Annotated in this window: 10 protein-coding genes; 2 read left to right on the top strand and 8 right to left on the bottom strand. The window is 61.3% G+C overall.

Going from position 1 to position 12,019, the window contains the following annotated elements; genetic code table 11:
• Both GIW04_RS20710 and GIW04_RS20705 read left to right on the top strand, forming a co-directional pair.
• The coding region (locus GIW04_RS20710) for a flavin monoamine oxidase family protein (RefSeq protein WP_236479163.1) at positions 1-955 on the top strand (955 nt) is incomplete at its 5' end.
• Positions 956-966: 11 nt separating this feature from the next.
• Entirely contained in the window at positions 967-1,389 is a 423-nt protein-coding gene (locus GIW04_RS20705; RefSeq protein ID WP_034134238.1) for a RidA family protein, read from the top strand.
• Between the two features lie 42 nt (positions 1,390-1,431).
• Here the strand turns inward: GIW04_RS20705 and GIW04_RS20700 are convergent, their stop codons facing one another.
• From GIW04_RS20700 to GIW04_RS20665, 8 genes are all read right to left on the bottom strand, one after another.
• Positions 1,432-2,268: a 5'-nucleotidase, lipoprotein e(P4) family gene (locus tag GIW04_RS20700; protein ID WP_120248969.1), complete on the bottom strand. Its 837-nt coding sequence runs from the start codon at positions 2,266-2,268 to the stop codon at positions 1,432-1,434.
• Positions 2,269-2,327: 59 nt separating this feature from the next.
• Positions 2,328-4,838, bottom strand: a complete 2,511-nt coding sequence (locus GIW04_RS20695; protein ID WP_003192449.1) for a fimbria/pilus outer membrane usher protein — start codon at positions 4,836-4,838, stop codon at positions 2,328-2,330.
• An 85-nt stretch (positions 4,839-4,923) separates the two neighbouring features.
• Positions 4,924-5,664 carry a fimbrial biogenesis chaperone gene (locus GIW04_RS20690; RefSeq protein ID WP_003192448.1) on the bottom strand — a complete coding sequence of 247 codons (741 nt, stop codon included), beginning with the start codon at positions 5,662-5,664 and terminating at the stop codon, positions 4,924-4,926.
• 75 nt (positions 5,665-5,739) lie between these two features.
• On the bottom strand, positions 5,740-6,342 hold the full coding sequence (locus GIW04_RS20685) for a fimbrial protein (RefSeq protein ID WP_003192447.1): 603 nt from the start codon (positions 6,340-6,342) through the stop codon (positions 5,740-5,742).
• 197 nt (positions 6,343-6,539) lie between these two features.
• Positions 6,540-7,187: a response regulator gene (locus GIW04_RS20680; RefSeq protein WP_032880328.1), complete on the bottom strand. Its 648-nt coding sequence runs from the start codon at positions 7,185-7,187 to the stop codon at positions 6,540-6,542.
• A gap of 23 nt (positions 7,188-7,210) precedes the next feature.
• Complete coding sequence (locus GIW04_RS20675; protein ID WP_120248894.1) at positions 7,211-10,384, bottom strand: hybrid sensor histidine kinase/response regulator; 3,174 nt, start codon at positions 10,382-10,384, stop codon at positions 7,211-7,213.
• Between the two features lie 70 nt (positions 10,385-10,454).
• Positions 10,455-11,648 carry an EAL domain-containing response regulator gene (locus tag GIW04_RS20670; RefSeq protein ID WP_003192443.1) on the bottom strand — a complete coding sequence of 398 codons (1,194 nt, stop codon included), beginning with the start codon at positions 11,646-11,648 and terminating at the stop codon, positions 10,455-10,457.
• Positions 11,635-12,019 (bottom strand): response regulator (locus GIW04_RS20665; RefSeq protein ID WP_236479162.1); only part of this gene is annotated, 385 nt, incomplete at its 5' end. The genes GIW04_RS20665 and GIW04_RS20670, both read right to left, overlap by 14 nt.

Below are 12,019 nucleotides of genomic sequence, written 5' to 3'. Positions count from 1 at the left end.
GTCCCAAGAGCTGGCTTTGGAAGGCACCCTCCGCTCCGGGCCCCTTGAATCTGCCGCCCCCCCTGGCGCCTTGCCCGCCCGCCATATACCGCTGGGGTTGGACCGCTTGCTGCACCCGGAACTCTGGGGCGCTCTGTTACACACCGAATTCCCGGAATTCTCGGCCACCATGTTCCAGCCGGTGGGCGGCATGGACCGTATCACCGAGGCCTTCTACCGACGCGTGCAGGAGCAGGTGCAACTGGGCGCCCAGGTGCGGCAGATCCGCCAGCTGGAGGACGGCGTGGCGGTGACCTACCACGACCAGCACAGTGGCCGTGAACAGGTGGTGCGTGCCGACTTTCTGGTCTCCACCGTGCCGCTGCCCCTGCTGGCCAAGCTCGATACGGACTTCAGCGCACCGGTCAAGGCGGCCCTGCTCAGCACTCGCAGCGACCAGGCGACCAAGGTGGCCTGGCAATCGCCGCGCTTTTGGGAGACCGACTACCGCACCTATGGCGGCCTGTCGTGGATCGAACACCCGGCGCGCCTGCTGTGGTACCCCAGCAACGACCTCAACACCCGCGAAGGCGTGCTGGTGGCCGGTTACGTGACGGGCGAGGGCGCCGACGTGTTTGGCGCCCAACCGCTCGATCAGCAGTACGCCGCCTCTCGACACGCCGTGGAGCTGTTGCATCCAGGTTATTCCAGGCATTTGCGTAATCCACTGGCGGTGTCCTGGGAGCAGATCCCCTACAGCGAAGGCCCGTGGTTGCAACGCGAACATTTCCCAGCCCAGGCCCACGCCTTGCTTGAACAGCCCCATGGCCGCGTGTATTTCGCCGGCGACGGCCTGGTGCAAAGCGGCGTGGGCATCTGGCAGGAATCGGCAGCCAACTCGGCGCGCCATGTGGTCGCGCAACTGGCCGAGCGCATCACCCAACAACACCAACTCGCGGCGTTGGCCGCATCCTGAGGAGCCACACCATGAGCGACAGCATCCAACGCACCAGCGTCGGTGAATTCCCCATCTCGCAAACCGTCACCGTGCCGGCCTCAGCCAGCCTGGTATTTGTCAGCGGCACGCTGCCGGACCCCGCCGACCCGAGGGTGCCTGGGGTGTATGGCGACACCGAGGTGCAGAGCGTTTCAGTGTTCAACAAACTGCGCCAGATCCTGCGCCAACACGACCTGGACTTGGGCGACATCGTACAGTTACGGGTGTTTCTGGTCGGCGCCGAAGAGACCGGTGGCAAGCTGGATTTTGCCGGGTTGCAGCGCGGCTATACCCAGTTCTTTGGCACACCCGAACAGCCAAACAAACCGGCGCGTACCGCATTGCAAGTAGTGGCGTTGCCGTTGCCGGGGGCGTTGGTGGAGGTGGAGGCAATTGCGGCCAGGGCGGTGTAAGTACGCTCCGCGTGGGAACGATCATCATGGCAGAGCTTCACCCTATTGCTGCAACAGCAATGCCCGCTGCTTGAGCCTGCGTTTCTGCGCAAACGGCAAGCTCTCATCATCCCCATACGGCGCGCTATACCAGTTGCCGTAGCTCGGGTTGGGCAGCAGGAACCAACGCTGGCCTAGCCAATTCACATAGGGTTCGACGGCCTTGCGTTGTGCATCCAGGGTGTTGTGTTCGGCTTGCACGAAATCTCCCAGCGAGTCACCGGCCATCAACAACACGCGGGCTTGGCTGGCGACCCACTGGCGACGGCAATTCTTGCCATAGCCTGCGCTTTCGCAGTGGCCGGTAGGCGTGCTGGCCGCCAGGATCTGTGCGTCGCTCTCTATCGGAAAGCCGCGCAAACGCAGGTTTTCAGCGGTGGCCGCGACCTGGCTGTGTTCACGGTTGGTGAGGTAATACACCTTGATCCCTTTTTGCCTGGCCGCTTGCAGGAACGCCACGGAACCCGGCAGCGCCTGAGCCTTGGCCTGCTCGACCCAGGTATTCCAGCGATCGTAGGAATAGACCTGATTGTTGATGATGTCGCGAGCGTTGAGCGGCACGTTGTCCAACAGGGTCTCGTCGATATCCACGATCACCGCCGGCGGCAGACCGGTCAGCTTGCGCGCAGGCAAAGGCAGTGCGTCCCAGTTGGGGTCGGCCAGCGCTATATCGAGTTGGCGGGTAGCGTTGGCGAAGAGCTGGCGGTAGATCAGCTCGTGTTCGATGGACGTCTGGGTCCAGAGCACTGCATCGAGTTGGTCGTTGGCCGGGGTTGTTTGCTGGCAGCCTGCCAGGGCTGTGGTCAACAGGCAGGCACTGGCAAGGAATAGGTTACGCATGGGCAAATCTCGCAGAGGGTAGGCGCGTGGCCAGCACAGTAGCGCAATCACCCGCACAATCAAGGCGTACACACCAGTGCCTGGCGCTCGTAGTTCAGCGCCTTGTTCTGCGGTGGCAATGTATAGGCGGCACGACAATGCTGCTCACCCCACTTGATGATCAGCGTGCCCTGATCCTCTTCCACCAGCGCCAGGGCATTACCATTGGGATCTGCAATCGCCAACTGCTTGCCATTGGCGTCTTCCAGTGAGGCACCAAACGACAGCGGTTGATGCTGTGCATCAAACAACTCAAACAACACCCGCCGTCCGGTAGTGCCACTGTAATGCGCCACCACGATGGCGCCACGGCGCGGCACCAGTTGCTGGGTGGCGTTGGTGATTTCCACGTCGCCACCCAGATCGCGAGTGTCCAGGCTGATCCAGTTGACCCGGTAGGGTTGCGCAGTGGGCACCACCGCATAGCCGTTGTAACCGGTTTCCACCCCGCTGTAGCTGCTGATCTTGGCCCCAGAGACGCCTGGTATTTCGGCCAGGGCGAAGGTCTCGCTGACCGTCTGCCCCAGGTTGACGCCACCCGCATGAGCCACCACGGAGCCTGCGAGGTTGAAGTTTTGTGAGTTGTAGCCCTGGCCCTGGCTGTAACCGAGGCTGACGTCTGCCACGGCGGTGCGACTGTTGATGTTCACCGAGCCTGAGTCGCCGCTGGTGTCACTGTGGCCGGCCTGCACCGAATAGAAAGTGTCGCTGGTGTCGGCCACGTAGCCATTGATGCCCGCTTGGGTGGTGGTGTCACCGCGTTGGTGGCTGGTGGTGACAAACGCCCGTGGCGCGCGGGCCTGACTGCCCAGCGGGAAAGACACCGACAGGTTCACCTGCGTGTCGCTGCTCGGCTCGCCCCAGGTGACGATCTGCTTGGTGCGCGTCACGCCAAGGTTGTAGCTCAGATCGCCCCAGTTGCCGGTGTAGCCCGCGGAAAAGCTCTGGGAACCGCCGCGATTCCAGTAGCGTTGGTCGCTGGCGTTCACATACAGGCTGCCAAATTCGCTGTTGCGCCCGAGGCTCTGGTTGATGGTCAGGTCGGTGCGGGTTTTCGAGTGACCGGTGCGTACGCGCAGGTCTTCGCTGCTGTCTTCCACATGGTCGGTGAGGGTGCGATAGCCCTCGGTAGAGTAACGGTAGGCGGCCAGGGTGAAGTTGGTATCGGTGCCGGCAAAGGTCTTGGCGTACAAGGCGCGCACGCTGCTGCCCTGGGACGTACGCCCCTGAGCCTTGCTGGACGAGTGGGTGGTATCCAGGGAGAACGCACCGAAGGCAGTGTTCCTGCCGGCGCCGATCGACAGCGCGCTGTAGTCCTCACTGGCTTGCACACCGACAATCCCACTGAGGTTGCTGGTCAAGCCATAGGCCAGCGTACCGCTGAGAAAGCGCGGGGAGGCCAGGCCATCGGCATTGCTTTTGAACGTGCCCGCCGAGACGCTGTATTTCACCTGGCCTTCGCGCACCATGATCGGCAGGCTGGAGAACGCCTGCATCGTCACCCGCCGCGTACCGTCGGCTTCGATCACGGTGATTTGCAGGTCACCGTTGGAGCCGCTGGGGTAGATATCGTTGATCTCGAATGGCCCCGGCGCGACGTTGGCGGTATAGAGGATGTAGTCGTTCTGGCGGATTTCCACCGTCGCGTTGGTCTGCGCCACTCCACGGATTACGGGTGCATAGCCGCGCTCGCTGTCGGCGCGCATGCCATCATCCGAGGCGAGCTTGACCCCGCGATAGCGCACGCTGTCGAACAGGTCGGTGTCGGAGAAAATCTCACCGGCGCTGAACTGGCCCTTGATCGCGGTGACGTCATGCTGCAAGTAAGTGCGGTTGCTGGTAAAGGTGTTCGAGCGATCGGTGCCGCCGCTCAGGTTCGACTCGTTGCGCAGGCGCCAGGCCCCCAGGTTGATGCCGTTGCGCAGGCCCAGGTTATTGGCGATGCGGGTCTTGTAGTCGCCGGCGGTGCGGCTGCTGTTGAGCTGGTAGTTGATGAAGGCGGCGGACACACCGTCGTCCCACAACTGTGGGTCGACATACCCGCGCAGGCCGCGCTGCATCGCTACCTGCGGAATACTCGCGAGCAGGCGCAGGCGGCTGCTGTCGTAGCGCACGCTGGCGTCTTCGATCATGTCGGCAAGGGCGTAGCAGTCCTGCGGCTGCTGCGGGTCAAGTTTGCCCTCGGCCTGCAATCGGTGCAGGTCGATACCCAGTTGCTTGAGCAGGTCGAGGGTCAGGCAGGCTTCGACGCGGCCGTTTTTAGGGTTGCGCTTGAAGTCGATATCACGCCGGCCCACCAGCACTTCGTTGCTGTACAAATCGACGCGGTAATTGCCCGGCAGCACGCTGTTGGCCGAGAGCAATTGCTGCAGGTCCACCGGCGACTGCGAGCCTTGCAGGAAGGTGGTGTTGAAGGTTTGCGCAGCGTCATCGGCCATGGCCAGGCTGGGCAAGCTGGCAGTAATCGCCAGCGACAGCGTCTTCAACTTCAGTACGCCACGTGCGGGCCTGTTGCTGGAAAGAAAAGACATGCGAAGACCTATGACATCCCTGATTGACGGACAGCCGGGCACGCAAACACGCACGCGAAGTGAGCCTGTGGGTTAGCGAAAGTGCTTAGGGGTTGAGGCGCGATTCAGTCGCATGCGCCGGTAGCGCAGTGCCGCTGGTCAGCGGCGCGCTGTAGTGATTCTGCGCGCCGTAGTCATTGATGCTGGAAAACGACAACTGCACCGGCCCACTGGCAACTGGAGCACTGAGCGCAAACTGTTTTTGCTCGCCGGGCGCAATCATGGTGGAGTCGCTGGCCAAGACCGCCTGCACTTTGATGTCGGCCATGGACACGTGGTACAACGTCGGGTTTTTCACCTGCAACAGGGTTTGGCTGCCGTGTTTGGCCAGCGTCCATTCAAGCTGCGCAGGGGCTTGCAGCGCGCTGCCGGTAAGACCGGCAGGGCGGTAGAAAATCTTGATGCGTTGGCGGATGGCCAACTGCAAGGTGTTCTCGGCCTCGCTGGCCTTGGGGATTTCCTGCACATTGAGCCACACCACCGACTCGCGGTCCGTGGGCATGCCGGTGCCTTCATACAGAATGCGCAGCAGTTGTTGTTCCTTGGCGAATACCCGTGCCAGTGGCGGGGTGACGGCAAACGGCGCGCGGCTGGCGCTGGCGTCATTCATGTCGACCCAGGATTGAATCAATACATCCTGGTTACCATTACGCACGGTAATGTTGGCTTCCTTGTGGTCACCGTCAAACACGATACGGGTGGCATTCAATGAAATGCTGGCGGCGGCCTGGGTAGCCATGAGCAAGCCCAGCAGCCCCAGACATGCGGCGATAGAACGAGGCGGCATGACGGTTATCCGGTGTAATCAGAAGACAATGGCGAGGCCGCAAGGCCTCGCGCGTTCGGTGCCCGGGGCGCCGAATTATTCGTATTGCAGGATGAACGGCAGGGTGGCGTCACCGCGACCGGCGGTCGACGAACCCGCCGCTGCGGTAGTGACGTAGGCGGCCGCGAAGCTCAGGGTGGCGTCGCCGCCTTCAGTGCCAGCACCGTGCATGGTGCTTTCAATACGTGCGGTGCTTGGCGAGCTGAGGTCAATCAGACCGCCCTTGCTGTCGAGCAGGGCAATACCGACGTTTTGTGCAGTGGCCGAACCCGGGTTCAGGGCCAGTACTTTTTTGCCGGTGACCAGGCCCGAACCGCCGTTGTTGGCGTCAAAGATCATGGCGACCTTGGTGCCCTGGTTGCAGTTGACGTTCAGGTTGAAGTCTTTGGCGGTCACACGACCTGCGGTTGGGTTTTCCGCGGTGCCCATGTCCTTGATCGAAACGTTGCCCATGTCCACCGAAATGGTGCGGTCGGAGTTGGCGCCGTCCACCGAGCACGCGTCGTTGTTGATCACGCCGGTGAAGGTGATTTTGCCGCTGCCGCCCAGGGTTGGCGTAGGAGCAGGATCCACGGCAAATGCACTGCCGGAAGCGGCGATAATGGCCGAGGCGATCACAGCCAGGGAAAACTTCTTCATGATGATGTCCGTAAGTGTTAGTTGAAAAGTTTGCTGTTGTTGAACTGCGAGCAAAGAGTAGGCGACGAGGCGGCGGGAGCGAATAAGACGATTCTTATAAGCGCTGGGGTGGGCAGGTTATTTGTGCTGTTGCAGCGGTGAACGGCTTGAAAATAAAGGGCAAAGCCATTGTCCAGGAATGGCTTGCAAGTTATGCGTTAGTTGAAGATGTTACGTTCCAGGCAATAAGCAAGTAGGTCCTGGTCGCTGCTGACTTCAAGTTTGCGCATGGCCGATATCTTTTGTGCGCTGATGGTCTTTGAACTTCGGTTCTGGCGGCGCGCAATGTCACTCACGCTCATGCCGGAAATAAACAGGCGCAGGATCTCGAACTCTTTGGGCGACAAACTGGTAAAGCGCTCGTCAATTGCCGTGAGGGTCTCTATTACCGAGGTCTTTGGCGGCTCCAGGCTGCGATAGTCGCTGTCCTGGGCGATCGCCTTGAGTGCCAGTTGAATCTCGGTATGCAACTGGCTTTTCTGGATGATGCCGACCACGCCCAGCTCTTGCAGGCGGGTGAGGATCAGGTGGTTGGAGATCATGGTCAGGATCAGGATCTGTACCTGCGGGAAGTGTCGTTTCAGGTACTCCACCAGCTTCAGGCCATCGCCATAAGGCGAGTCGCCTGGCATGTTGTAGTCAGTAATCACGATGTCAGCGCCTTGATGCTGCAACAGCTCGATCAGGCCGGCCGAACACACGGCCTCGCCGACGACTTGAAAACGCATGTCACGCTCTACCAGTTCGCGAACGCCAAGCAACACGATCGGGTGATCGTCCGCGATTACCACGTTGAATTTTTTCATAAAGGGCCGTCCGTAGTGCCAGTTCAAGTGAGTGAAGAGTGCCCGGGCTGGAGAGTCTCCAGAACGGCCGACAGACGCTGCATCACAGTCTTCACCTTGAGCTCAAGCGTTGTGTCGAGGCTGCCCCGGTTAAGTGCGCTTTCCAGTTCGATGCAGGCCTGGGCCAGGCTGAGCGCCTGCACTGCGCCCAGGGCCCCAGCGATCGAGTGCAGCAATTGGCCGAGGCCGCGGGCATCACGCTGGACCAGTGCCACGCCGATGCGCTGCACATCCTGCTGCACGCTGCTGATGAACAGCGGGCGCATCTTGTCCGACAGTTGCACGCGGTCGTCGAATACCTGGGCGTCAGGCTCAACCGGCGACTTGATCTTGCACAGTTTGATCAACTGGTCGCGCAGGGTCTGCAGGCTCAAGGGCTTGACGATCCAGGCGTTCATGCCCACTGCCAGGCAACGTACGCCTTCCTCGCGCATTGCATTGGCAGTCACGCCGACAATCGGCAACTGTGGATCATGCTCACGCAAGGTCCTGGCCAGTTCATAGCCATTCATCAACGGCATATTCACGTCGGTCAGCACCAGGTCGAAGGCCTCCGGTTGCCATAACTGCAACGCCTGTTCACCGTTGGCAGCCAGGCTCACCGAGCAACCGAGCGCCTCCAGTTGCTCCTTGATGATCGCCTGGTTGACCGGGTTGTCCTCGGCCACCAGGATGCGCAGCTCCAGCCGCCCGGCGCTTTGTGGCCGGGTCGCCGTGGGTTGCTCGTGCCTGCCGTGCTGCGCCAGTGATACGGTGGCGGCGATGGTGCGTATGTCGTGCATATCCACCACCCAGCCTTGCGCCGTGTGCAGCGGCGGGCTGTGCGCACCGGGCAGGCAGAGCACACGTTGGCCGGCCCATGGCTTGGGGGGCTCGCCAGGTAACAGATCTACCAGTACCGCGTGGTGACTGTCTTTGTCCTGGGGGGGCGCGGCCCGGGCGGCGGTGATGCCCAAGCGGTTGAGCCAGTCACTCATTGCCTGCGCCAGTTCGCGTACCGGTGCCTGCACGTACACCGGCGTCGGGCTGGGTTCGATCAGCGGCAGGTTGGTCAGTGCGCCACAACACAGTGGCAAGCGCATTTTCAGGGTAAAGCTGCTGCCCAGTCCGGGCTCGCTGACCACGCGGATTTCGCCGTCCATCATCTGCGCCAGCCATCGGCAGATCGGCAGGCCCAGCCCGGTGCCGCCTTCGCTGGCGGTGTCCGGTGCCTGGTAGAACAGATCGAAGAGCTTGGCCTGCTGCGCCTCGGCAATGCCAACGCCGGAATCGGTGACTTGCCATTCCAGGTCGACATTATTGGCGTCGCTGCCCACCACCCTGGCACGAATCACCACGCACCCAAAGTCGGTGAACTTGATGGCGTTGCTCACCAGGTTATTGAGGACCTGGCGGATGCGCATCGGGTCGCCCATCAGGCAGTTCGGCAACTGCGGGTCGATGCAACTGTAAAGCTGCAACCCCTTGCGCCGGGCGAAGGCGGCGTAGGTGTGCAAGGTATCTTCGAGCATGTCCAGCGGGCAGAAATCCACGGCTTCTATCGCCATTTGCCCGGACTCGATCTTCGAGACATCCAACACATCACTGATCAGTTGGAACAGTGTGGCGGACGAACGCTGGATGGTGTGCAGGTACGTTTTCTGGTGCGGGTCGAGGTCGGTCAGGCCGAGCAATTCGAGGGTGCCGAGCACGCCATAAAGCGGCGTGCGGATCTCATGGCTCATGGTTGCCAGGAACAGCGTCTTGGCCTCGCTGGCCGCATCGGCGGCATGACGTGCCTCTTCCAGGGCCTGGGCGTCTTCGATGTGCCGGGTGATATCGTTGAATGCATACAGGCGTACGTCTTGAGCCTGATAGCGGGTCGACACAAAGCCGATCTGCAGGTGCCGGCCTTCGATCTCCAAGTGCGTCTCACCGCTCTCGGCGCCATCTTGCTTACCGGCCATTGCCTCCACCAGGCGTGAGGTGCCCGGCCATTGCTGGGCGCGCTGGTTCTCGATCAATACCCTGCCATCGCTGCGTCGCACCACGCATAACCCAGTGGGTGCGGTGTCGATGATCACGCGGCTGAACGCCACGCTTTCGGCGATGCGTTCGTGGGCCAGTTGTGCTGGGGTGATCACCTGGCGTCGATACCATCGGCTGCCAGCCCAACCCAGTGTAATCAGGCTGAACAGCAGCAACGCCATGGTGCTCAACGGCCACAATGCGGAGTGAAAGAAGTGCGAGTAGTTCAGGCCATAGACCGCGCTCCAGGGCTGGTCGCCGGCCTCGGTGACCTTGAATTCAAAGCCGTCGGCCGTGAAATGCACACCATCGCTGAGCTGCGCCTGGGTGGTTGGCCCAATCAACCGGTTGCCGTCAGGGCCAATCAGGGTAAAGCGATCAAACGCCGAGTGATTCAGCGCGCGCTGTACATCGTCGACCTGCGACACGTCGAGCAGGGTGCCGATCACAGCCTGGCCCTGGGCGTCGAGTGGCAGGCCGATGTAGGCCAGTAAATGCTCGGGTTCGGGGCCGGCCTGCCAATACACCCGATTCTGCTCCAGTGGCTGCGGCGCCTGTGCAAGGATTTGCTGCACGGCGTTGACCCGGGCCACCGGGTTGTCGGTATCCTCGGGGTTTTCCCGGTGCTGATAGCCCACGGACGGAATGGTGATGGCGTAGTCGGCCTGGCGATTGAGCAGGAAGGTTTGCGGCGCCTCGTACGGCGACGAGGACCAGAAGGCGCTGTAGTAGCTGGTCAAGTGCGCACCCAGGGCAAAAATCGGCGGCCTGGCGGCGGTGCTGATCTGCTGTTCATCGAACTTGACGCTGAAGGGCACCGAAAACGAATACTTCTGGCCTTCGTACAGCGTGCGACGGTTGTCGACCATGCGGCTTTTGAGGATGACCTGCACGTTGGTGGCGTGCAGCAGTTCGGCCTGGATGCCGGGGTGTGTCAGGCTCTTGAGGTAGGTTTGCTGTTCTGCGAGGTTTTCCATCAGCCGCGCAAAGTGAAAGCGCATCGCGCTGTAGCGAATTTCGACGCCCCGGTGCAGAGACCAGTAATTGGTCAGCATCAGCAGCAACGCGATTCCCATCAACACCATCAAGCCTTTGTTCAGGCGCAATGAGCTGCGGGTAAAGGCTTCGAGAATCGCGTTATTGTGCTTCATCAGGGGTTTCCGCAGGCGCAGGATAAATCGGCACTGGATGGAGCTTACTCCTTATGATCGTGGCCGCCAGCTAGTGAGATGTCGCGGGGCCATCATTGTTCAGTAGTTGCTGAAATTGGTCCGAAGACACTGCGTGAGAGATCAGGAAACCCTGCACCTGATTGCAGTCGATTTTGCGCAGCAGCGCCAATTGCTGCGGGGTCTCCACGCCCTCGGCAACCACCGTCAGACCCAACTTGCGGCCCAGCGCGATAATGCTCGCCAATGCCTGGGCGATGCCTTCGTTGTCGTGGCTGCCCTGCACCAGTGCCTGGTCGATCTTCAGTTCGGTAAAGGGCGTGGACACCAGATTGAGGTAGGAGCTGTAGCCCTTGCCGAAATCATCCTGGGACAAACCGAACCCCTTGATCCGCAATCGGCAGGCGCCGGCGTAGAAATTGCTGATGTCCTGCGGCACCGAACATTCCATCAACTCGAAGCAGATCATTCCCGGGATACCATCGTGGTGCAGCACGAACTCCAGCAAACGGTCGGCCAGGTCATGGCTGTTGAGCAAGTGGGTCGGCAGGTTGATCGACACCGGAATTTCATAGCCGCGCTGGCGCCAGTGTTCCTGGGCGTGGATCGCTTGCTTGAGCACCAGCCACAACAGCCGCTCCTCCAGTTCGAACGCCTTGATTGCCGGCAGGAACGCGGCAGGCAGCATCACGCCTTGTTCGGGGTGCATCCAGCGCACCAGGGCTTCGGCGGCGACGATACGGCCGTTGGCCAGGGATTTTTTCGGCTGGAACCAGGCCTGGAACTGGCCGCTGCTCATGGCCTGCACCAGCGTGTGACGGTCGATGTCCATGTGCTCGGGCAGTTCGGGGGTAGGCGTGCGCACCCTGTTCCTGAGTTGGTTGACCAGGGTGCGTAAGGCTTCGGCGTTCACGGGCTTGGAAATCAGGCCAAGCACTTCCACATCGAGGTTTTTCGCCACCAGGCTGGCCGCCATCAGCATGCGCCTCGACGCCGCACTCATGATTGCCAGCGCCGGCTTGCAGCGCAGGCTGGCCAGGCACTGGATAAACTGCACGCCGTCCATGCCGGGCATCAGCAGGTCGGTCAGTACCAGGTCGAAGTCCCGCTGGCGCAGGCGCTCCAGCGCTTCTTTGCCATCCTCGGCGGTTTCGAGCAGGAAGTCTCCCAACTCGCTGAGCAAGTTCTGCAGGTAGATATGCTGCAGGGGATGGTCCTCGACAATCAAAATACTAAGGGGCTTCATGGGTGATCCGTGCATAAGGCGCCAGGGAGTTGAATAGAGCCCGCAACGCAAAGGGTTTGACCAGGCAATGGTTCATGCCGGCGGCCAGGCACAGGTCGGCCTCGCCGCGCATGGCGTTGGCGGTGGCCCCAATAATCGGCAACGTGCAGCCCTGGCGCCGCAGTTCACGCGCCAGTTCATAGCCGTTGATATGGGGCATGTTCACATCCGTCAACACCACGTCGAAGTTGCCGGCGGTGTGGAGCTGCAACGCTTGCTGACCGTCGGCCGCCAGCTCCACGGTGCAGCCGAGTTCTTCCAGTTGATCACGCAAAATCAGCTGGTTGATGATGTTGTCCTCGGCCACCAGCAGGTGCAGGTTGAGTTTGTTC

Origin of the sequence: Pseudomonas sp. PA-4-8C (assembly GCF_021606625.1) — a bacterium.
Taxonomy (GTDB): domain Bacteria; phylum Pseudomonadota; class Gammaproteobacteria; order Pseudomonadales; family Pseudomonadaceae; genus Aquipseudomonas; species Aquipseudomonas lactis.
Note: the sequence above shows the minus strand (reverse complement) of the source record. Positions and strands in the feature narration are given on the sequence as shown.

Bases quoted from the DNA above. Each gene is read 5' to 3' on its own strand.
- GIW04_RS20690 (WP_003192448.1), bottom strand. From the start codon at position 5,664: ATGCCGCCTCGTTCTATCGCCGCATGTCTGGGGCTGCTGGGCTTGCTC.
- GIW04_RS20675 (WP_120248894.1), bottom strand. From the start codon at position 10,384: ATGAAGCACAATAACGCGATTCTCGAAGCCTTTACCCGCAGCTCATTG.
- GIW04_RS20695 (WP_003192449.1), bottom strand. From the start codon at position 4,838: ATGTCTTTTCTTTCCAGCAACAGGCCCGCACGTGGCGTACTGAAGTTG.
- GIW04_RS20680 (WP_032880328.1), bottom strand. From the start codon at position 7,187: ATGAAAAAATTCAACGTGGTAATCGCGGACGATCACCCGATCGTGTTG.
- GIW04_RS20700 (WP_120248969.1), bottom strand. From the start codon at position 2,268: ATGCGTAACCTATTCCTTGCCAGTGCCTGCCTGTTGACCACAGCCCTG.
- GIW04_RS20670 (WP_003192443.1), bottom strand. From the start codon at position 11,648: ATGAAGCCCCTTAGTATTTTGATTGTCGAGGACCATCCCCTGCAGCAT.
- GIW04_RS20705 (WP_034134238.1), top strand. From the start codon at position 967: ATGAGCGACAGCATCCAACGCACCAGCGTCGGTGAATTCCCCATCTCG.
- GIW04_RS20685 (WP_003192447.1), bottom strand. From the start codon at position 6,342: ATGAAGAAGTTTTCCCTGGCTGTGATCGCCTCGGCCATTATCGCCGCT.